The sequence below is a fragment of the Achromobacter sp. 1011811831 genome (assembly GCF_059760905.1).
This window is the reverse complement of the sequence record NZ_JCBANG010000021.1, coordinates 58,543-78,562: the sequence shown is the minus strand read 5'-3', so window position 1 is coordinate 78,562 and position 20,020 is coordinate 58,543. Positions and strand designations below refer to the sequence as shown.

At 70.0% G+C, this 20,020-nt stretch carries 16 protein-coding genes; 3 read left to right on the top strand and 13 right to left on the bottom strand.

What is annotated here, in order from left to right; translation table 11 throughout:
- From AC6LJ9_RS11055 to norR, 5 genes are all read right to left on the bottom strand, one after another.
- A partial coding sequence (locus AC6LJ9_RS11055) for a hypothetical protein (RefSeq protein ID WP_498147571.1) occupies positions 1-444 on the bottom strand: 444 nt, incomplete at its 3' end.
- A gap of 150 nt (positions 445-594) precedes the next feature.
- Complete coding sequence (locus AC6LJ9_RS11050; protein ID WP_103273019.1) at positions 595-1,584, bottom strand: FecR family protein; 990 nt, start codon at positions 1,582-1,584, stop codon at positions 595-597.
- 103 nt (positions 1,585-1,687) lie between these two features.
- A complete protein-coding gene (locus AC6LJ9_RS11045) occupies positions 1,688-2,902 on the bottom strand; it encodes a sigma-70 family RNA polymerase sigma factor (RefSeq protein WP_498147570.1) in 1,215 nt (404 codons plus the stop codon).
- Positions 2,903-3,106: 204 nt separating this feature from the next.
- Positions 3,107-3,430: a 7(1) septoil knot domain-containing protein gene (locus AC6LJ9_RS11040; RefSeq protein ID WP_498147569.1), complete on the bottom strand. Its 324-nt coding sequence runs from the start codon at positions 3,428-3,430 to the stop codon at positions 3,107-3,109.
- 26 nt (positions 3,431-3,456) lie between these two features.
- Positions 3,457-4,989 carry a nitric oxide reductase transcriptional regulator NorR gene (gene norR / locus AC6LJ9_RS11035; protein WP_498147568.1) on the bottom strand — a complete coding sequence of 511 codons (1,533 nt, stop codon included), beginning with the start codon at positions 4,987-4,989 and terminating at the stop codon, positions 3,457-3,459.
- A gap of 155 nt (positions 4,990-5,144) precedes the next feature.
- Between norR and ytfE the strand changes: the two genes are divergently transcribed.
- Together ytfE and AC6LJ9_RS11025 are read left to right on the top strand one after the other, a co-directional pair.
- Complete coding sequence (gene ytfE, locus AC6LJ9_RS11030) at positions 5,145-5,858, top strand: iron-sulfur cluster repair protein YtfE (protein ID WP_498147567.1); 714 nt, start codon at positions 5,145-5,147, stop codon at positions 5,856-5,858.
- Between the two features lie 91 nt (positions 5,859-5,949).
- Complete coding sequence (locus AC6LJ9_RS11025; RefSeq protein WP_498147566.1) at positions 5,950-6,867, top strand: DUF808 domain-containing protein; 918 nt, start codon at positions 5,950-5,952, stop codon at positions 6,865-6,867.
- Here AC6LJ9_RS11025 and AC6LJ9_RS11020 read toward each other — a convergent pair.
- The 4 genes from AC6LJ9_RS11020 to AC6LJ9_RS11005 are packed head-to-tail and all read right to left on the bottom strand — an operon-like array spanning position 6,851 to position 11,003.
- Positions 6,851-7,915 carry an SMP-30/gluconolactonase/LRE family protein gene (locus tag AC6LJ9_RS11020; RefSeq protein ID WP_498147565.1) on the bottom strand — a complete coding sequence of 355 codons (1,065 nt, stop codon included), beginning with the start codon at positions 7,913-7,915 and terminating at the stop codon, positions 6,851-6,853. The genes AC6LJ9_RS11025 and AC6LJ9_RS11020 overlap by 17 nt on opposite strands.
- 28 nt (positions 7,916-7,943) lie before the next feature.
- The gene (gene kce, locus AC6LJ9_RS11015) at positions 7,944-8,870 is read right to left on the bottom strand and encodes a 3,5-dioxohexanoate:acetyl-CoA acetone transferase (RefSeq protein ID WP_498147564.1); all 927 of its coding nucleotides are present in this window, start codon (positions 8,868-8,870) and stop codon (positions 7,944-7,946) included.
- Between the two features lie 46 nt (positions 8,871-8,916).
- Positions 8,917-9,723: a cyclase family protein gene (locus AC6LJ9_RS11010; RefSeq protein WP_498147563.1), complete on the bottom strand. Its 807-nt coding sequence runs from the start codon at positions 9,721-9,723 to the stop codon at positions 8,917-8,919.
- A gap of 44 nt (positions 9,724-9,767) precedes the next feature.
- Complete coding sequence (locus AC6LJ9_RS11005) at positions 9,768-11,003, bottom strand: MFS transporter (RefSeq protein ID WP_498147562.1); 1,236 nt, start codon at positions 11,001-11,003, stop codon at positions 9,768-9,770.
- 147 nt (positions 11,004-11,150) lie between these two features.
- Here AC6LJ9_RS11005 and AC6LJ9_RS11000 point away from each other — a divergent pair, with 147 nt between their 5' ends.
- Positions 11,151-11,822 (top strand): TetR/AcrR family transcriptional regulator, encoded by a 672-nt coding sequence (locus tag AC6LJ9_RS11000; RefSeq protein ID WP_498147561.1) that lies wholly within the window; start codon positions 11,151-11,153, stop codon positions 11,820-11,822.
- Between the two features lie 7 nt (positions 11,823-11,829).
- Here the strand turns inward: AC6LJ9_RS11000 and AC6LJ9_RS10995 are convergent, their stop codons facing one another.
- The 4 genes from AC6LJ9_RS10995 to AC6LJ9_RS10980 all read right to left on the bottom strand — a co-directional run bounded on the left by AC6LJ9_RS10995 (position 11,830) and on the right by AC6LJ9_RS10980 (position 20,019).
- On the bottom strand, positions 11,830-13,905 hold the full coding sequence (locus AC6LJ9_RS10995) for an autotransporter domain-containing protein (RefSeq protein ID WP_498147560.1): 2,076 nt from the start codon (positions 13,903-13,905) through the stop codon (positions 11,830-11,832).
- Positions 13,906-14,279: 374 nt separating this feature from the next.
- The gene (locus AC6LJ9_RS10990; RefSeq protein ID WP_498147559.1) at positions 14,280-15,779 is read right to left on the bottom strand and encodes an efflux transporter outer membrane subunit; all 1,500 of its coding nucleotides are present in this window, start codon (positions 15,777-15,779) and stop codon (positions 14,280-14,282) included.
- On the bottom strand, positions 15,776-18,904 hold the full coding sequence (locus tag AC6LJ9_RS10985) for an efflux RND transporter permease subunit (protein WP_498147558.1): 3,129 nt from the start codon (positions 18,902-18,904) through the stop codon (positions 15,776-15,778). The genes AC6LJ9_RS10990 and AC6LJ9_RS10985 overlap by 4 nt, the downstream gene beginning before the upstream one ends.
- Entirely contained in the window at positions 18,901-20,019 is a 1,119-nt protein-coding gene (locus AC6LJ9_RS10980; protein WP_498147573.1) for an efflux RND transporter periplasmic adaptor subunit, read from the bottom strand. Before AC6LJ9_RS10980 ends, AC6LJ9_RS10985 begins: the two co-directional genes overlap by 4 nt.
- Between the last annotated feature and the right edge of the window lies 1 nt (position 20,020).

The following is a 20,020-nucleotide window of genomic DNA, read 5'->3' as shown; positions in this document are numbered from 1 at the left end:
CTTGGCGCCTTCCCATTTGGCCTGCGCGCCCTCGGCCGCCCACAGGCCGCCCGGCGTCAGTCCGTCCGGCACGCCGGCGCCATTGGCGGCCGCCGCCGCGCGCGCGGCGGCCTGCGCAGCCTGCTGCGCGGCCACGGCCGCCGCCGTGCGGTTCAGGTTGTCGAGCGAGCGCTGCAACTGCTGGCGCGACTGCGCCTGCTGCTGGCTGGCGTTGCCGACGCCGGCCAGGCTGCCGTCCGGCAGGCGGCCCGAGCGTTGCACGGCTGATTGCGCCGCGCCCTTGTCGGCGAACCAGCCGGGGCTGAAGGCCCGCGATTGCGCCTGCGCCGCGCCCGCCGCGCCGCCGGCGATCAGCAGCGCGGCCACCGCCTGCGAAACCGGCGTGCGCCGCCAGGCGCGAGGAGAGGAGGAAGGACGGACGGAAGGCGCTTGAAACATGGGCATGGCGTCGTTCTGGTGTGTCGATGAGGGGCCGCGGCGGCGTGGCCGCCGGGGCCGGCTTACTCATCTAGTCGAACGGCGCGCGGGGACTCGGCACAACAATCCCCATGAAATTTTTATGACATGCGCAATCCGGGCTGCGCGCCATCCGTCTCAGCTAAGGAAGACCAGATCGCCCACGCGCCGCACCTGCGCGCCGTACAGCTGCTGGATCTGGGCGATGGCCTGGTCCAGGTCCTGCACCTCGTAGCGGGCGCTCAGGCGGCGCCGCGCCAAATCTCCATTCATCAGCACCACGCGCCCCGGGCGGTAGCGGTTGATTTCGTCGATCGCCTGTTCCAGCGGCAGGTCGTGGAAGCTGACCACGCCCGCGCGCCAGTCCGAGGGCCGCGCCGGCAGCGGCGCGGGGGCGTCCAGGGCATCGTCGTCGTAGGCGATCTGCATGCCGGCCGCGAGCCGCAGCGCGCCTTGCGGATGGCGCACTTCGAGCTGACCGGCGTTGCAGCGCAGCTGCACCTGCTGGCCGCGCAGCCGGCGGATCTCGATATCGCCGTCGGCCAGCAACAGGCGCGCCGCGCCGGCTTTCACCAGGCAAGGCTGGTCGCGCCGGGCCTGGATCGCCGCCTCGCCGGCCACCAGCTCGATTTCCGGCCGGCCGTCGCGGGTGGCGACGTTCAGGCTGGTCTGCGTGTTCAGCGCCAGCGTCAGTTGCTGCGCGTCCAGCGCATAGCGGCGCTGCTCGCCGGTGGCGGTCCGGTAATCCGCCTGCATTTCGGCATAGGACGGCCACAGGCCCAGCGGCGGTCGCAGCAGCCCCACGGCCGCCAGGCTGGCGAAGGCGCCGGCGCCGCCGGCCAGCAGCCAGCGCCGCCGGGGCGAGAATGGCGCCTGCGCCCGGCGGTCCGGGCGCGCCTGGGCGGGGCGCTCGGCCGCATAGGCTTGCACCACGCCGCCCAGCTCGCGCCAGGCGCGGCTGGCTTGCGCCCAGGCGCGCTGGTGCGCCGGGCTCTGGCCGCGCCAGGCCTTGAAGGCTTCGCCGTCCTGGACGGTGGGCGACCCCGCGCCCAGGACGCGCGCCCAGGCGTGTGCCTCGCGTTCGATCGCGTCGTCGTCGGGAGAGCCGGGGCGGTGTGCGGTGTTCATGGGCGGGTTCGGGCGGCGCGGGCGGAAGCGCCGTTCTCTTGCTTAGACGTTTGGGCGACGGCAAAACGGCACGCCAAACGCGCGAAATACACACTTGCTTGCATTATTTCTTCGCTCGCTGTCCGCGCCGGCCCGGTTCGACGGGCGGCTGGCCGGACGTGGCGACGTCCTGCGCCCGTCGCATCGCGCGCAGGCAGTGCTCGTGCGCGGTCTGCAGCTCGCGTCCGACCAGCCGCAGCGAAATGCCCCAGCGCTGCGCCAGTTCGGGCCGCGACAGGCCGTCGACGCGCGCCGCCACCAGGATGTCGCGCTGGCGTGGCGTCAGCATGTCCAGCGCCTTGAACATGCCTTGCATGTCCGAACGCGACTGGGCGATCTCGGCCGGGCCGGGAGTCTCGTCCTCCAGCTCGAAGAATTCGCTGACCTCGCTCTCGCTGAGCAGGCGGGTGTCCTGGCGGATGCGGTCGATGGCCGCGTGCACGGCGGTGTTGACCAGGTAGGTCTGCGGATGGCGCACGCCGTCCAGGTCGTCGCGCGCGGACAGGCGCAGATAGGCGTCGTGCAGCGCGTCGCCGGCCAGGTCGGAGGCGCCGCCCAGGCGCCGCGAGACCTGGTTCCTGAGCGCGTCGTAGCGCTCCGCGATCAGCCGCCTCAGCGCGGCGAGTCCCGCTCCGCTCATCGCGCGCAGGCCTCGCGTCCGTTGGCCGAGGGCAGGATCAGCAGCGTGGCGGGCAGGCCGAAGCCGGGCGGCGGCGCGCCCATCGGCAGGCCGGCCAGCGCCCGGCGCAGGCCGGGTTCCATGTCCGGATGGCCGTCCGCGTGGACCTGCACGCCGTCGATGGCGTGGGCGGCGTCCAGCGTGATCCGCAAGGCGGCGCGGTATTCGCCCACGCGCAGCGCCGGGCGCGCGCAGGGCCGACAGCACGCGCGCCTGGAGCTGGCCGTAGTAGCGCAGGCGGGCGGCATCCGGCGCGGCCCTGGGCGCGGGCAGGGGACGCAGCATCAGCGCGCGCGGGGTGGTGTAGATGGCTTGCAGGCCGCTGCCGGCCAGCAGCTTTTGCAGCGCGTCGCGCGCGCTGTAGCGGCCGGACAGGGCGGGCGCGGTCTTGTCGGCCACATGGCCGGCGTCGTAGAGCACCGAGTCGCCGGTCAGCTCGCTGTAGCGCTGCAAGGCGTCATGCAGCGGCTGGCGCGGCCAGTCGAAGGCGTGGACGGGATCCGGCTGGGCCTGCGCGGACGACAGCGCGGCGCCCAGCAGGCCGGCGGCCAGCATCAGCGGCAGGCGCTTCACGCCGCGGGACACGCGGACGTCGGACACGGCGCAAGGGGCAGGGCAGCGGGGAGCTTCATACGCGCGGACACCCGGCGCGGGCGGCCGGCAGACGGGAAGGGAGCCGCAATGGTAGGGCGCGAAGATGAAGCTTTGGTTGCAGTCAGATGACGGCTGGCGCGGCGGCCGTCATCTGGCGCGGTTGGGGGGCGTGGGCGGGGCGGGAGGCGGGGATCGCGGGCGGCGCGTCGATCAGCGCATGCCGGGAAAGGCCGTCACCCAGGACACCTTGATGTCGCCGAAGGCGCGCACGATCTGGACCTTGAAGTCCGGGAAGGCGGTGACGATCTCCCATTTGCCGCAGCTGTTGGCGAAGGCGCGCACGCGTTCGACGCGGATGTCCTCGAAGGCGGTCACGACCTCGATCTTGATGTCGGGAAAGGCGTCGACGATCTGGACCTTGCCGCGCAGCGGGATGCCCTTGTAGGTGCAATTGGCCTTGTCGAGGTCGCCGGCCTGGGCCAGGGCGGGCGCGGCGAGCAGGCAGAGGGCGAGGCGGATCAGCGTTCTTTTCATGGGGCGGGGATGGTAGCGCGCGGCCCTCAGCCCTTCAAGCCCAGCCGGCGCGCCAGCTTGTGCAGGTTGCTGGGGTCCACCTCCAGCGCGCGCGCGGCCGCGGCCCAGTTGCCGTCCTGCGCTTGCAGCGCCAGCCGGACGTGCTGGCGCTGACAGGCGTCCACGGCGTCGCGCAAGGTAGCCAGCGCGCCGTCCGGCGTCGTGGCGGGGGGCGCGTCCGGCGCCGCCGCGAGGGGACGCAGGTCGGCGCCGGACAGGTCCAGCAGGCCGGCCTCCAGCGTGACGATGTGGTTGCGGTTGGCGCCCCGACTCACGGCCTTGATGGCGGCGCGGCTGATGACATGCTCCAGCTCGCGCACATTGCCCGGCCAGCGGTAGCGGCGCAGCGCCTCTTCGGCGTCCAGCGCCAGCCGCAGGCTGCGCAGGCCCAGCCGGGCGCGGTTCTGTTCCAGGTAGCGGCCGGCCAGCAGCAGCACGTCGTTGCCGCGCTCGCGCAGCGGCGGGATGGCGATGGGGTAGACCGACAGCCGGTGGTACAGGTCGGCGCGGAAGTCGCCGTCGCGCACCAGGTCCTTCAGGCTGCGGTTGGTGGCGGCCACGATGCGCACGTCCACGCGCCGGGGACGGTCGTCGCCCAGGCGCTGGATCTCGCCGTTCTGCAGCGCGCGCAGCAGCTTGGCCTGCACCAGCAGCGGCAGTTCGCCGACTTCGTCCAGGAACAGGGTGCCGCCGTTGGCGGCCTCGAAGCGGCCGGGCCGGTCGGCCACCGCGCCCGAGAACGCGCCCTTGGCGTGGCCGAACAGCTCGCTCTCGGCCAGCGACTCGGGCAGGGCGGCGCAGTTCACGTGCACCAGCGGCTTGGCGCGGCGTCGCGACAGCCGGTGCACGCGGTGGGCGAACAGTTCCTTGCCCACGCCGGTCTCGCCCAGCAGCAGGATCGGCAGTTCCGAGTCCGCCACCACGTCGATCTCGTGCAGCAGGCGGGCGATGGACTCGCTCTGGCCCAGGATCTCGTGGTTGTCGGCGGGCGCGCCGTCGGCCTGGGACTGGCCCCGCGTCAGGCGCAGCGCGCGCGTCTCGGCCTCCAGCCGCGTGGTGCGCAGGGCCGCTTCCACCAGCATGATCAGCCCGCGCAATTCGGACTGGGCCTCGGCGCCGAAGGTGCCGACCTCCAGCGCGTCCAGCGTCAGCACGCCCCAGGGCTGGCCCTCGACATGCAGGCTGGTGCCCATGCAGTCGTGCACGGGCAGGGGCTCGCCGGCCATGCCGTTGATCAGGCCGTCGTAGGGGTCGGGCAGGGTGCTGTCGTGATGGAAGCAGGTGACGCCCCGGCGCGCCAGGATGGCGGCCAGCCGGGGATGCTGCTGCACCGCGAAGCGCCGGCCCAGCGCGTCCTGGGTCAGGCCGTCCACGGCCACGGGGCGCAGATGGTCTTCCTCCAGTTGCAACAGGGCCACGGCGCCGCAGGAGAAGTGCGCGCGCACGCTGGAGACGAGTCGTTGCAGGCGCACGGCGGGGGGCAGATCGACGACCAGGTCGGCCAGGAGCAGGTTTTGCATGGCGGGGTGATTTGTACCGTTCAGGGTTCCATTTACCCGCATCCGGCAGGGTCATGGCTACCCTTTGAATCGCAAGTGCTTGATCCGGCTCAAACTTTTTGCTGGCACGGAATTCGCTATGGAAGAAGCACCGTCACGTACCTTGGAGAGACGCAATGAGTTTGGTCGAGCAATCCCTGGGCCAGCTGGCCCGCAGCATCCCTGGCGCCACGCAGGTGTTTCACGAATACGAGCTGGATTTCTGCTGTGGCGGCAAGAAAAGCCTGGCCGATGCCGCCGCCGAGCGGGCGCTGGACGCCCGTCGCATCGAGGCGCGCCTGATGGAGCTGGCGCAGCAGCCGTCCGACATGCCCGACTGGAACGCGGCCAGCCCCGCCGACCTGATCGACTACATCCTGGCGCGCTACCACGAGGTGCATCGCCAGCAGCTGCCCGAGCTGATCCGGCTGTCGCTGAAGGTGGAGCAGGTCCATGCCGACAGCCCGGACTGCCCCACCGGGCTGGCCGAGCACCTGCGCACCATGGGCCAGGAGCTGGAGAGCCACATGCAGAAGGAGGAGCAGGTGCTGTTCCCGCTGCTGGCGCGCGGCCATGGCGCGATGGCGGCCATGCCCATCACGGTGATGCGCATGGAGCACGACGATCACGGCGTGGCGCTGGAACGGCTGCTGGCGCTGACGAACAACATCACGCTGCCGCGCGCCGCCTGCAATACCTGGCGCGCGCTCTACCTGGGGCTGCGCGCCTTCAAGGAAGACCTGATGGCGCATATCCACATGGAGAACAACATCCTGTTCGAGAACGCCACGTCGCGGGCCGCGCCCGTCGCGACGGCCAGCGCGCCGGCGGGGGGCTGCTGCACGGGTTGAATCCGGCGCGCGTCGCGGGGGCCACGGGCCGGCGCCGCCGGGCCGCGCCGCCTGTACACTCGGGGAACCTCATTCCTCGCAGGGACGCCCGATGGCTGGCAGCAGCTTCTTCGCATTGTTCGACGATATCGCCACCATCCTGGACGACGTCTCCGTCCTGACCAAGGTGGCGGCCAAGAAGACCGCCGGCGTGCTGGGCGACGACCTGGCGCTGAACGCGCAGCAGGTCAGCGGCGTGCCGGTCAACCGGGAACTGCCGGTGGTCTGGGCGGTGGCCAAGGGTTCCTTCGTCAACAAGCTGATCCTGGTGCCGGCGGCGCTGCTGATCAGCGCCTTCGCGCCCTGGGCGGTGACGCCGCTGCTGATGGTGGGCGGCGCCTTCCTGTGCTTCGAGGGCGTGGAGAAGCTGGCCCACAAGTTCCTGCCGCACGGCGACACCGCCGAGGGCAACCACGCCGCGCGCGCCGAGGCCTTGCAGGACGCGTCGGTGGACATGGTGGCGTTCGAGCGCGACAAGATCAAGGGCGCCATACGTACCGATTTCATCCTGTCGGCCGAGATCATCGCCATCACCCTGGGCGCGGTGGCCGAGGCCGATTTCGTCCGCCAGGTGCTGGTGCTGTCCGGCATCGCCATCGCCATGACCATCGGCGTCTACGGGCTGGTGGCCGGCATCGTCAAGCTGGACGACCTGGGGCTGTACCTGAGCCGGAAGCGCTCGCGCGCCGTCGCCTGGATGGGCGAGCGCATCGTGGGCGCGGCGCCCTGGCTGATGAAGGCGCTGTCCGTGGCCGGCACCGCCGCCATGTTCATGGTCGGCGGCGCCATCCTGACTCACGGCATCGCGCCGGTGGGGCAGGCCATCGCGCAGGCTGCCGCCGCCGTGGGCGGCGGATTGACGGGCGGACTGGCGACCACGCTGCTGGATGCTTTGTTCGGCGTGGCCGCCGGCGCGGTCGTGCTGGGCGCCGTCGGCCTGGCCAGGCGGCTGTTCAAGCGCGGCGGCTGATTCCCGGGCGCCAATGCGCCATCGGCAGGCCCGCGATGGGCGAGTCGAAGCAGGGAATGCGCGTGCCGAACAGGCTGCCCAGATACACGGTGCGCAGGTCCGGGCCGCCGAAGGTGATGCTGGCCATCCACGGCGCGATGGCGCCGCGCGCGCGCTGCATGTCCTCGCTGCGCAGCGTGCCCGCGTCGAAGCGTTGCATCAGGTTGGCGCTGGCCTCGGCGTCGCCGTCGTCCAGCAGCACGCGCATGTCGCCCTCGGGCGTGAGCGCGATGAGCCGGTCCACCATGATCAGGGCGGCCCACAGATTGCCGTGCGCGTCGAACGCGATGCCGTCGGGCAGGCCGCCCAGGTGGGCGGGGCCGAAGATTTCGCGGTCGACCAGCCTGACCTCGTCCGGCCGGGACTCGTCCAGCCGCATGCGGGTGATGCGCGGGCCGGTGGTTTCCACGATGTACAGCCATTGCTCGCGGGCGTCGAGCCGGATTTCATTGGTGAAGTGAAATCCGTCGGCCACCACGCGGATGCGGCCATCTTCAACCACCGCCACGTAGCCGTCGCGCACGCGGTCGGCGAGCGCCTGGGTCCATGGGTTCACCCGCGTCGAGACGGTGAGCCAGACGCGGTCCCTGGCATCGCGCAGCACGAAGTTGACCTTGCCGATGGGCTGGCCGTCGATGTTGTCGATCAGCGTGCGGGTGCGTCCGTCGCGGTCCATGATTTCCAGCCGGTCGGTGCCGAAGTTGGAGATCAGGATGCGGCCGTCGGCGGTGAAGGCCAGGCCGTTGGGCAGCGTGCCTTGCGTGTAGCGGGCCTGCACGGCTGCGCCGGCGTCGCTGGCGCCGTCGCCAAAGCGCGTATCCGCGCGCTGGCCGATGTAGCGCTGCGAGCCGTCCGGCGCGATGCGGGTGACGCCGCCGCGCGCGTCGGCGGCCCACAGCGTGCCGTCGGGCTCGGCCAGGATGCACTCGGGACGCTGCAGTTCGCGGCCGACGTAGCGGATGGCCGAGGGATCGACGGCGTATCCGTCCAGGGGATTGGGGGCTGCCATGCGCGGGCTCCTTGTTGCGCGGCGGGCGTCAGAAGGCGACGTTGTCGCGGCCCTTGAGCTGCAGGATCTGGCGGGCCTCGTCGGGCGTGGCGATCTCCATGCCCAGCTCGGTGAGGATGCGGCGGATCTTGGCGACCTGTTCGGCGTTCGACGTGGCGAGCTGTCCGCGTCCCAGGAACAGGTTGTCCTCCAGGCCCACGCGCACGTTGGCGCCCATCACCGCGCCCATGGTCACGAAGGGCATCTGCTGCCTGCCGGCGGCGAACAGCGACCAGACGTAGTCCTTGCCGAACAGGCGGTCCGCCGTCTGCTTCATCAGCAGCACGTTTTCCGGATCGGCGCCGATGCCGCCCATCACGCCGAACACCGACTGGATCAGGAACGGTGGCTTGACCAGGCCCTGTTCGACGAAGTAGGCCAGGTTGTAGAGGTGGCCGATGTCGTAGCACTCGAACTCGAAGCGGGTGCCGTGCGTCTTGCCCAGGGTCTCGAGGATGTAGCGGATGTCGCGGAAGGTATTGCGGAAGATGCCGTCCTCGGTGGCCTGCAGATAGGGCACTTCCCAGTCGTGCTTCCACTGGCGCGGCTTCTCGGCCATGCGGAACATGGCGAAATTGATCGAGCCCATGTTCAGCGAGGCCATCTCCGAGGACGCGCGCAGCGCGCCCGCCAGGCGCTGCTCCAGCGTCATCGTGACGCTGCCGCCGGTGGTGATGTTGAGCACGGCGTCGGTCTGCTCGGCGATGCGCGGCAGGAACTGCATGTACACGTCGGCCGACGGCGAGGGGCTGCCGTCGGCCGGGTTGCGCGCGTGCAGGTGGATGATGGCCGCGCCGGCCTGCGCGGCGGCGATGCTCTGCGCGGCGATCTCCTCGGGCGTGCAGGGCAGGTAGGGCGACATGGTGGGCGTGTGGACCGAGCCGGTGATGGCGCAGCTGATGATGGTCTTGGTCATGGCGGGTGCTTCCAGGGGGCGGTGAATGAGCGGGCGGCGCGCGCCGTCAGGCCGCGGGCATCAGCGCGTCGTCGAAGATGGCGACGGCGCGCGTCCAGCCGGCCGAGGCGTTGCGGATCTTGTGCGGGAAGCAGCTGATGTAGAAGCCGTCGGGCGGCAGCGCTTCCAGGTTGTGCAGCTTTTCCAGGTGGCAGTAGCCGATGTCGCGGCCGGCCTTGTGGCCTTCCCAGATCAGGCCGGCGTCGTGGCTGCGGGCGTATTTCTCGGCGGTATGGACGAAGGGCGCGTCCCAGCTCCAGGCGTCGGTGCCCGTCAGCCGGACGCCGCGCTCCAGCAGGTACATGGTGGCGTCGTAGCCCATGCCGCAGCCGGCGGAGACGAAATCATCATGTCCGTAGCGGCTGCCGGCGCGCGTGTTCACCACCACGATTTCCAGCGGCCGCAACGTGTGGCCGATGCGCTTGAGTTCGGCCTCGACGTCGGCGGCGGTCACGACATAGCCGTCGCCGAAATGGCGGAAGTCCAGCTTCACGCCGGGCTGGAAACACCATTCCAGCGGCACTTCGTCGATGGTCCAGGCGGGTTTTTTCTCGCCCAGCGCCTTGTCCATGGTGCTGTGGAAGTGGAACGGCGCGTCCAGATGCGTGCCGTTGTGGGTGGATAGCGTGACCTTTTCCACGGCCCAGCCTTCGCCGTCAGGCAGGTCTTCCTTCTTCAGGCCGGGGAAGAAGGGCTCGATCTGGCCGATCGTGTGCTCGTGGGTGAAGTACTGGATCTCGGGCTTGAAGGCGGGCGGATCGGAGACGACATCGTTCTCCAGGTAGATGGACAGATCGACGAAGCGGCGCGTCATGGCGGAATTCCTGTTCGTGTTGGGGAGTGCGGTCGCGGCCGGGCTCAGTGCGCGGCGACGGGTTCTTCGGCGGCGGCGGTCTTGCCGGCGGGCAGCAGCAGCACCACGGCGGCGGCGATCACGAACACGCCGCCGCAGGCGGCGATGCTCGGGCCGAAGCCGAAGGTGGCGGACATCGAGCCCAGCAGCAGCGGCGCGAAGGCGGAGATGCCGCGCCCCACGTTGAAGCAGAAGCCCGCGCCCGTGGCGCGCAGCTGGGTGGGAAACAGTTCCGCGAAGTACGAGCCCATCAGTCCGGCGAAGGCCATGAAGAAAGCAAATACCGGCCCCAGCCACAGCAGCAGCAGGTGATCCGTGGCCCGCACGTAGAACGGCAGCAGCAGGCCGGAGCAGACCAGCGACAGGATCAGGGCCTTCTTCTTGCCGACGCGGTCGGCGATATAGCCGAAGGCGTTGTAGCCGACGAACATGCCGATGTTGAGCAGGACCAGGAAGCGCGCCATGGTGCCGGTCTCCAGCCCGCGTTCCTTTTGCAGGAAGGTCGGCAGCCAGGTGCTGGCGCCCCAGTACGCGGCCAGCGTCAGGGCCGAGACCAGCGTGCCCAGCAGCGTCACGCGCAGCAGGGCCGGCGCGAACAGCGGGGCGACGCCTTGCCCGCCCGCGCCTTGCGGCGCGCCGGCGCGCTTGCGCTGCCGGTCGGCCAGCCAGGTCCCGGATTCGGGCACGTAGCGCCAGACGTAGACCATGGCGATCACGACCGCCGCGCCACAGACGAAGAACAGCGCGCGCCAGCCATGGGCCGGCAGCAGGTAGGAGGCCGCGGCGGCGGCGATGGCCGCGCCGATGGAAAAGGAACTGAGCACGAAGGAGGTGGCCCGCGCGCGCTGGTGCGCTGGCCAGGTTTCGTTCACGTGCGCGGCGGCGATGCCCCAGACGCTGCCCAGGCCCAGGCCCGAGAGAAACCGCAGCGCCAGCACTTCGCGCCAGTCGGTGGCGCCGGCAACCGCCATCGTCAGCGCGCCGAAGCTGCCCAGCGACAGCAGCAGCACCTTGCGGCGGCCCCAGCGGTCGGCCAGCGGCCCCATGACCAGGCCGCTCATGCCGATGCCGAGCAGGGTGGCCGTGGCCAGCAGCCCGGCCTGCATCGGGCCGATCTGCAGTGACGCCGAAATCGCCGGCATGGCGATCGCCAGGATGAGGATGTCCACGGCATCGAACATATAGCTCAGGAAGTACCCGGCCAGCACGCGCCATTTCAAAGTGGATGGGGAAGGGGCCACGCTTGTCTCCTGACGTTCTTGATCGTCTTTTATGGAAAACTGACTGTACGATCGTTCAGTTTATTTGGTCAATCCATCGAGCCCCTAGGGAAAACCAGGGCTACCATGACTTCCTTAAAATTCCAGGCCATCCCAGAGGAGAGATGCATGCCAGCAAAGCCTGTGCCCAAGAAAGCGGCCACGGCCCGGAACAAGGCGCCCGCCGCCATCAGCAAGCGCGACCGGATCCTGGACGCGGCGCAACAGCTGTTCGCACAGGGGGGATTCGACGGCGTGTCCATGCGGGACATCGCGGCGCAGGCCGGCGTGGGCCTGCCCCTGATCGTCTATCACTTCGAGACCAAGCAGAACCTGTACCGCGCCCTGTTCGAGCGCTTCAGGACGCTGCTCGACGCCCGCCTGACCGCCTTGCACGCGCCGGTCGCGCCGGGCGTGGACCCGCTGGAACACATCGTCCGCGCGCTGGTCCTGCCGGTGGTGCAGGCACAGGGCGGGGAGGCGGGCGTGGCCTACGCCAAGCTGGTGGCCAGGGAAGTGTCGGACCCGCGCGAAGCCGAGCGCGGCATCGTGGCGGAGTATTTCGATCCTTTCGCCGTCGAGTTCGTCCATGCGATCCGGACCGTGCTGCCGAAGCAGGATCCGGACTACGCGCACTGGGCCTATCTGTACGCGGTCGGCGCGCTGGTGATGAGCGTGTTCGACCGCCGCATCGAGCGCATCTCCGAGGGCCAGACGCATGCCGGCGACTTGAAGAACAAGGCGGAATACCTGGTGCGCTTCATCGTCGCGGGCATGCGGGCAGGACTCAAGCGGTCCTGATCCGGCGCTAGAAGGTGTACGCGACCATCGCCTGCAGAGACTGCGACGACGTTCCGCTACCGTAACGGCCCTGGTAGCCGGCCTGCCCGCTCCAGGCGCCGCCATCGGAGATCTTCAGCCCGGCCGTGGCGACCATCATGTCCGCCGGTCCGCGCGCGATCTCCTGTGAAAACCCGCCCGCCATGGTGCTGACATGAGCCGTGACGCTGCGGCTGTCGTGGTTGAACTCGTGTTCCCAGCCCAGGCCCCCATAGGGCTGCCAGAGATAGCCGCCCAGGCGCAGGTCCGCCTGCAGGCGCAGTCCCAGCGTGGAAGCCAGCGAGCGTCGCCTTTGCTCGAGGTAGTTCATGCTGGTCGCCGTCCTGCCGCCGTCGCGTGATTCGGTGTATCCGTCGACGCTCGCGTTCTGCAGGGTCAGCCCGGCCGACGGCGTCACCGTGTAGATGCCGGCATGCCAGTCATAGTGCGTCAGCGCCGACAGGACGGTCGTCGTGCCCTGGGTATCGCCGCGCTCGCTGAGGCGCGCGGGTCCGATGGAGAAGTCGCGCGAGATTCGCGGGTAGTCCAGGTAACCCGCGCTCGCGATCAAGGCCGCGGACCATTCGTCCAGGCGATAGCGGGCATAGGCGGATACCTGCGTCTGCTCCAGCCGGAAATCCCCGCCGTCCTCGCCCAGCGTGGCGTCGTGACGGATGTGGGTCAGGCCCGCGCCCAGCGTCCAATGCCGGCTCACGGCGCCGTCCACGCCCAGCGCGAGCATGTCCATGCGGTTGCGCAGCCCTGGTCTCCAGGCGTCGGCGCTACGCTGGCTGCTGTTGCCGTGTTCGTACGAGGCATAGGCCTGAACGGCTGCGGCGTCGCCGCGGTTGCGCAAGCGTTCTTCAATCACCCGCAGGCTGGCGCGCGAACCGGCCAGGGGCGCTTCGGCCAGCAGGCCGATCCGGCTGGGCGCCTGGAGCACGGACAGGGCATAACCGGCGATCAGTTCATGGCCGATGCCGCTGGGGTGGACGCCGTCGGCGTACAGGTGATCGCGGTTGGCGCCGGGGGCCACCAGCGATGCCGGCACGCATATGCCGGATGAGCCGGCGCAGGCGGGTTCGGTCACGTTGCGCAGCCCGTAGCGGTCGGGTTTGCCGACCAGTTCGTCCAGCATGCCGTAGGTGTCCAGAAGGACCAGATTTCCCTTGTAGCCTGCCAGTTCATTGTTCAGGCTCTCGTTGAACCGCGATGCCGCGAAGCTCAGCAATTGGCGCGCATCGCTTCCCAGCGCGAGCGCGCGCGGGGTGCTGCCGATGTTCGGCAAGCCCAGCACCAGCACGGTGCCGGCCCCGGCGGCGCCCAGGCGCCGGATCTGGGCGGCGGTTTCGGCGGCGACATGGCCGGCATCGTTCAGCAGCCCTTCCGCGGCGGCGGCCTGCGTGGCGGGGGCGGCCAATGCGCGGCTTTGGGCTTCCAGGCCCGACAGCAGGTCGTTGGCGCCGATCCAGACGGCATACAGTCCGTGACTGCTCAATTGGGGTTGATGGCTCAGATAGGTCGAGACCTGATCCGTCACGGAAGGGATCATCAGATACACCTCCTGGCTGCCCAGGCCGGGCACATCCGCCTGGAACGCGAGCTTCACGGCATCGGCAATGCGTGCGCCGCCCCAGGCCTGATTGCCGCCGCCGTCGGCGGCGGGCATCCATGCGCGCGCCAGACTGCCACCCAGTCCCCGCGCCAGCGGGGCGGCCCAGACCGGATCCGGATTGGTGGTGTAGGACGGTTGCATCCGTTCGCCCGTCCACTGATAGAGGATCGAGGATACGGGCGTCTGCGCCAGCATGCCTGCAAGTCTCGCGCTCGCCGGTCCGGCGGCGTTGAGCGTGTCCACCAGGTTTGCGCCGTTGCCGACCAGGAATTGCTTTCCGGTCAGCGTGGGTGACGTGTACGCACCGCTGTTCGTCAGGGAGTCTCCGAAAAATACCAGCGTGTCATAGGGCGAGGCCTGGGCCTGGGCGCCTGTGACCATCGCGGCGGCCAAGGCCGCCGCGGCCATCAACGAACGCCGCCCGGCACGCGGGCGCACGATCTTGTTCATTTGCTTTGTCTCCTGGTTTCTATGAGTGTCCGGCTCAACCGAAACGCAGCCGCAAGATGACGGCGAACGGACGAGCCTTTTGACTTCTATCCGTGTCCAAAACAACGTATGACAGCGCTGTCATGGAATTGAAATATTAATCGATCAATCGGTGTTCGGGGGGATCGCGCGGTTGGTGACGCTCAAAAATTCTTCTGGTAAATCATCCGATCCGCGTTCCGCCCGAAACGACATCCACAAGCTCGGCGCAGGCTGTCCAGGCGGCCGGGTTGGATGCGCGGCGGGCTGGCGCAGCGTGGATCCGGCGGATAAAAAAAGCCCCGCGCCGGAGGAGACGCGGGGCCAAGACACGAGGAACGTGTCGGGGGTCTGGTTCAGGGCTGCGTGGTTGGCGCGGCGGCTTCCCTGGAAGGTTCCTGCGCGGGCGCCTGCGCCGGCGAGCCCATGGCCTGGAACAGCGCCGCCGTTTCCGTCAGCCGCTGCGTGGCGTACTGCACCTCGGCCAATCGCGCCGAGATAAAGCGCTGCTCGCTGGCGCGGCCGGCATAGGGTGCCAGCGCGCCCAGCCGCACGCGGCTCGCGGTATTGCGATAGGACTGTTCGGCTGAACGGCGCGAGGCCTCGGCCGCGGCCAGCGCCTGGCTGCCGGCTTCCAGCCGCGCCAGCGTGTCGGCCACGTCCTGGAACGCGGACAGCACCGCCTGCTTGTATTGCTCGATCGAGGCCTCGTACATGAGCTTGGCCGCGCGCCGCTCGGCCAGCAGCTGGCCGCCATGGAATATCGGCTGCGTCAGCGAGGCGCCCATGCCCCAGATCGAGCCGGCGCCCGACAGCGCGCCGGGCCAGCTGAAGCCGCCCTTGCCCATCGAGGCCGTCAGGCTCAGTCGGGGAAAGAGCTGCGCGGTGGCCAGTCCTACATCGGCGGCAGCGGCTTGCACCGCCGTTTCCGCCGCCCGGATGTCCGGGCGCGAGGCCAGCAGATCCGACGGCACGAGCACCGGCACCTGCGCCGGCAGCGTCAGCGCGCCGAAGGCCAGGTCGGGCGGCGCCTGGTCGGGCGTGCGGCCCAGCAGCACCGCCAGCGCGTGGCGGGTGGACTGCCATTCGGCGTACAGCCCGGGCAGCGAGGCTTCCAGGTTGGCGGCGTCGCGGTCGGCGTCCAGCGCCTCGCTCTGCGAGGCCGAACCCAGCTCGTAGCGGCGCTGCGCGTCGCGCGCGACCTGGCGCGACAGCACGGCCTGCTTCTCCGTCAGCGCGACCCGTTCGGCCAGCGCGGCCGAGCGGATGGCGCCGGTGACGATGTTGGCGGCCAGCGCGCGGCGCGCCGAGTCCAGCTGGAAGGCGCGCTGCTCGACGCGCGCGCCCTCGGCCTCGTTGGCGAAGCGCGCCGCGCCGAAGATGTCTACTTCGTAGCGCGCCTGGATCTGGCCGGTGTAGACGTTGTAGAGCTTGGTGGGATCGGGCAGGCCGGGCATGGTCAGCGCGCGCTTGCGCGAGACCTCGCCGCCGGCGTCCACGGTGGGCATCAGGGACGAATTGATCTGGCCGCGCAGCTGCTCGCGGGCCGCGGCCAGCGAGCGGCCGGTGGCGGCCAGGTCCGGGTTTTTCGCCAGGCCTTCCTCGACCAGCGCATCCAGCTCGGGCGAGCCGTAGCGCTTCCACCATTGCGGCACGGGCTGGGCGCCCTGTTCATAGCGCTGGGCCACGCCCTGCGCCGTGGCGCCGGCGGCGGGCAGGGGCTGCACGCCGTACTGGGCGGGCTGCGGCGCCGCGGGCGGCTTGCGGTCGGGGGCGAAGGCGCAGGCGCCCAGCGCCAGCACCAGCGGCAGCACGGCCAGGCGTGCCGGAGTGCGCGGGGATTTCACGGTGGTCATTGTTGTGCTCCCGCGCGCTCGTCGTGTTTCACCCGGAACCAGGCGGCATACAGCGCCGGCAGGAAGAACAGCGTCAGCACGGTGGCGCTGGTGATGCCGCCCATCAGCGCGGTGGCCATGGGACCGAAGAAGTTGCTGCGCAGCAGCGGGATCAGGGCCAGCACGGCGGCCGCGGCCGTCAGCGTGATGGGACGGAAGCGCCGCACGGTGGCGCCGACGATGGCGTCGATGCGTTGATGGCCGGCGCCGATGTCCTGCTCGATCTGATCCACCAGGATCACCGAGTTGCGCATGATGATGCCGAACATGGCGATCACGCCCAGCATGGCGACGAAGCCGAAGGGCTGGCCGAACAGCAGCAGCGTGGCGACCACGCCGATCAGGCCGAGCGGCGCGGTCAGCACCACCATCATGACGCGCGAGAAGCTCTGCAGCTGCACCATCAGCAGCGTCAGCACCACCACCAGCATGATCGGCATCTGGGCGTTGATCGAGTTCTGGCCCTTGGCGCTTTCCTCGACGGTGCCGCCGACCTGGATGCGGTAGCCGACCGGCAGCTCCTGGCGCAGCGCGTCGAGCTGCTTGTCGAGGGCGTGGGTCACGTCGATGCCCTGGGCGCCGGCGACCACGTCAGCCTGCACCGTGATGGTGGGCTGGCGGTCGCGTTCCCAGATCACCGCGTATTCCAGGCCGTAGCGCAGCTGCCCCAGGCTGCCCAGCGGCACCGGGCCGTTGGGCGTGGGCATGGCCAGCGTGGCCAGGCGCGCCGGGTCGACGCGTTCCTCGCGCGGCGCGCGCAGTTCCACGTTGATCAGCTTGTCGCGCTCGCGGTACTGCGTCACGGTGTAGCCGGACAGCGTCAGGGCCAGGAAGCTGGACACGTCGCTGGACGTGACGCCGACTTCGCGCGCCTTCTGCTGGTCGATCTCGAAGCGCACCGAGCGCTCGGACGGCTCGTCCCAGTCGAACTGCACGTTGACCGTGCGGGCGTCGGCGCGGATCTGCGCGGCGACCTGCTCGGCGGTGGCGCGCACGGTGGCGATCTTGTCGCCGCTGATGCGGAACTGCACCGGGAAGCCGACCGGCGGCCCGTTCTCCAGGCGCGACAGGCGCGTGCGCACGGCGCTGAATTCCTCGCGCAGCATGGGGCCGAGCCACTGCGCCAGCTTCTCGCGGTCTTCCACCGAATGCGCGGTGATGACGAACTGGGCGAAGTTGGGCGTGGCCAGCTGCTGGTCCAGCGGCAGGTAGAAGCGCGGCGCGCCGCTGCCCACGAAGCTGACCATGTGCTCGATCTCGGGCCGGCCGTCCAGCGCCTTTTCCAGGCGCTCGACCTGGCGCAGCGTGGCCGCGAAGGACGCGCCTTCCTGCAGGCGCACGTCCATCAGCAGCTCGGGACGGTCGGAGCTGGGGAAGAACTGCTTGGGAATCAGGTTGAAGCCGGCCATGGACACGATGAAGACGAGCACCGTGCCGCCCAGCACCAGGTAGCGCCGGTCCACGCACCAGCCCACCCAGCGGCGGAAGCGCTGGTAGAAGCGGGTGTCGTAGATGTCGTGCTCGTGGTCGTCGGGCAGGTGCGCCTCGCGCTTGCGCTCGGGCAGCATGTGATAGCCCAGCAGCGGGATCAGCACCACGGCCGCGAACCAGGATGTGATCAGCGCGATGGCCGAGACCTCGAAGATCGAGCGCGTGTATTCGCCGGTGCTGGACTTGGCCAGCGCGATGGGCAGGAAGCCGGCCACGGTGACCAGCGTGCCGGTCAGCATGGGGAAGGCGGTGCTGGTGTAGGCGAAGGCGGCCGCGCGGGCGCGGCTCCAGCCTTGTTCCAGTTTCACCGCCATCATTTCCACGGCGATGATGGCGTCGTCCACCAGCAGGCCCAGCGCCAGCACCAGCGTGCCCAGCGAGACCTTGTGCAGGCCGATGCCGAACATGTCCATGAACAGCGCCGTCACCGCCAGCACCACGGGAATGGAAATCACCACCACCATGCCGGTGCGCATGCCCAGCGACACCAGGCTGACCGCCAGCACGATGGCCACGGCCTCGGCCACCGAGCGCAGGAAATCATCCACCGAGTGCGATACCGCGCGCGGCATGCTGGAGACTTCGGTCAGCGTCAGGCCGGCGGGCAACTGGGCGGTCAGCTCGCCGAACTTGGCGGCCAGCGCGCGGCCCAGGTGCACCACGTCCTGGCCGGGCTGCATGGTGATGCCGATGCCCAGCACCGGCTTGCCGGCCAGGCGCATCTGGTCCACCGGCGGGTCCTGGTAGCCGCGGCGGATCTCGGCGATATCGCCCAGGCGGATCGACTTGTCGTTCACGCGGATCAGCGTGTCGCCCAGCGCGCGGGCGTCGTCGAACTGGCCGCTGGGGCGCACGAAGATGCGGTCGTCCTCGGTGGTCAGCGTGCCGGCGTGCGTGACCGCGTTCTGGCTGTTGATGGCCTCGGCCAGCTGGCGCGGCGAGATGCCCAGCCGGGTCAGCTGGGTGTTGGAGATTTCAAGGTAGATGCGTTCCGGCTGGTCGCCGAAGTAGTCCACCTTGGCCACGCCGGGCACGCGCAGCAGCACGGTGCGCAGCGAGTCGGCGTAGTCGCGCAGCTGGGCGGACGAAAAACCGTCGCCTTCCAGCGCGTAGATGTTGGTGTAGACGTCGCCGAACTCGTCATTGAAGAACGGGCCCTGCACGCCTTGCGGCAGGGTGGCCGCGATGTCGCCGACCTTCTTGCGTATCTGGTACCACTCTTCCGGCACCTTGCTGGCGGGCGCGGAGTCCTTCATGGTGAAGAAGATCAGCGATTCGCCGGGGCGCGAGTAGCTGCGCAGGAAGTCCGTGGCCGGGGTTTCCTGCAGCTTCTTGCCGATGCGGTCGGTGACCTGTTCCTGCACCTGCTGCGCCGTGGCGCCGGGCCACAGCGTGCGGATGACCATGACGCGGAAAGTGAAGGGCGGATCCTCGGACTGCGCCAGCCGCGTGTACGACAGCACGCCGAACAGCGTGACCAGCGAAATCAGGAAGACCACCAGCGACTGGTGGCGCAGCGCCCAGGCGGACAGGTTGAAGCTGCCTTCCTCGTCGCGATGCGAAGCCTGCCCGGCTTGTTGATCCACGCCGCTCATGATGCGAAGTCCTCGGGGTGCAGCGGCGGCACGGCGCGCACTTTCTGGCCGGCCGACACGGCATGCACGCCCTGCCAGACCACGCGTTCGCCGGGCTGCAGGCCCTGGGTCAGCGTGACCGTGCGGGCGTCGTAGCGCAGCACCTGCACGCGGCGCAGTTCCAGCGTGTCCTCTTGCGGCTTGACCACCCAGACGGCGGCGTCCTTGCCGTCATGGAACAGCGCGGTGGCCGGCAGCGTGTAGGTCGCCGCGCCATTGGCGCTGGCGTTGCTGAAGCTGATGTTGGCCGTCATGCCCAGGCGGACCTCGGGCTTGGGATTTTCCAGGGTGAGCTTGGCGCGGTAGGTGCGGCTCTGCGGATCGGCGGCGGGCGCGATCTCGCGCAGCACGGCGTCGAAGGTCTGGCCGGGCAGCGGACCCAGCGTGACGCTGGCGCGCTGGCCCACCGCCAGGCTGGCCAGCACGCTTTCGGGCACGTCGCAGATGGCGTCGATGTCGCCGGACCAGGCCAGGTTGTAGACCGCCTGGCCGGCCGAGACGTTCTGGCCGGTGTCGGCCCGCTCGGCGGTGATCACGCCGGCGTGGTCGGCCTGCAGGGTGGTGTACTTGAGCTGGTCAGCGGCCAGCGCCGATTGCTGCGCGGCCTGGTCGCGCTGCGCCAGCGCCGAGGCGTAGGCATTGCGGGTCTGTTCCAGCTGGGTGGCGGCGATCAGGTTCTCGCGCGCCTGGGCGCGGTCGCGATCGAGCTGTTGCCTGGCGTAGTCCAGCTGGTGCTGGGCGGCCGAGAGCTGGGCGCGGGCGCTGGCCGCGTTCTTGGCGGCGTCGGCCGGATCCAGCCGGGCCACGATCTGGCCGGGCGTCACGGCATCGCCCAGGCGGACCTGGCGTTCGACGATCTTGCCGCCGACGCGGAACGACAGCGGCGTGCTGTAGCGCGCCTGCACTTCGCCCGGCAGGGTCCAGGCCGGCAGCGCGGCGTCGGCCTGCACGGGCATGGCGACGACGGGCCGGGGCGCGGGCGGCGCTTCCTCCTTGCGGCCGCAGCCCGCCAGGGCCAGCGCCAGGACCAGCGCGGCCGGCAGCGCGCGGCGCAGGCGCCGGGCGTGGGCGGGCAGG

Excerpts from the sequence above, each read along its gene's own strand:
- AC6LJ9_RS11050 (WP_103273019.1), bottom strand. The coding sequence starts at position 1,584 with ATGAACACCGCACACCGCCCCGGCTCTCCCGACGACGACGCGATCGAA.
- AC6LJ9_RS11040 (WP_498147569.1), bottom strand. The coding sequence starts at position 3,430 with ATGAAAAGAACGCTGATCCGCCTCGCCCTCTGCCTGCTCGCCGCGCCC.
- norR (WP_498147568.1), bottom strand. The coding sequence starts at position 4,989 with ATGCAAAACCTGCTCCTGGCCGACCTGGTCGTCGATCTGCCCCCCGCC.
- ytfE (WP_498147567.1), top strand. The coding sequence starts at position 5,145 with ATGAGTTTGGTCGAGCAATCCCTGGGCCAGCTGGCCCGCAGCATCCCT.
- AC6LJ9_RS11025 (WP_498147566.1), top strand. The coding sequence starts at position 5,950 with ATGGCTGGCAGCAGCTTCTTCGCATTGTTCGACGATATCGCCACCATC.
- AC6LJ9_RS11020 (WP_498147565.1), bottom strand. The coding sequence starts at position 7,915 with ATGGCAGCCCCCAATCCCCTGGACGGATACGCCGTCGATCCCTCGGCC.
- kce (WP_498147564.1), bottom strand. The coding sequence starts at position 8,870 with ATGACCAAGACCATCATCAGCTGCGCCATCACCGGCTCGGTCCACACG.
- AC6LJ9_RS11010 (WP_498147563.1), bottom strand. The coding sequence starts at position 9,723 with ATGACGCGCCGCTTCGTCGATCTGTCCATCTACCTGGAGAACGATGTC.
- AC6LJ9_RS11000 (WP_498147561.1), top strand. The coding sequence starts at position 11,151 with ATGCCAGCAAAGCCTGTGCCCAAGAAAGCGGCCACGGCCCGGAACAAG.
- AC6LJ9_RS10995 (WP_498147560.1), bottom strand. The coding sequence starts at position 13,905 with ATGAACAAGATCGTGCGCCCGCGTGCCGGGCGGCGTTCGTTGATGGCC.
- AC6LJ9_RS10990 (WP_498147559.1), bottom strand. The coding sequence starts at position 15,779 with ATGACCACCGTGAAATCCCCGCGCACTCCGGCACGCCTGGCCGTGCTG.
- AC6LJ9_RS10985 (WP_498147558.1), bottom strand. The coding sequence starts at position 18,904 with ATGAGCGGCGTGGATCAACAAGCCGGGCAGGCTTCGCATCGCGACGAG.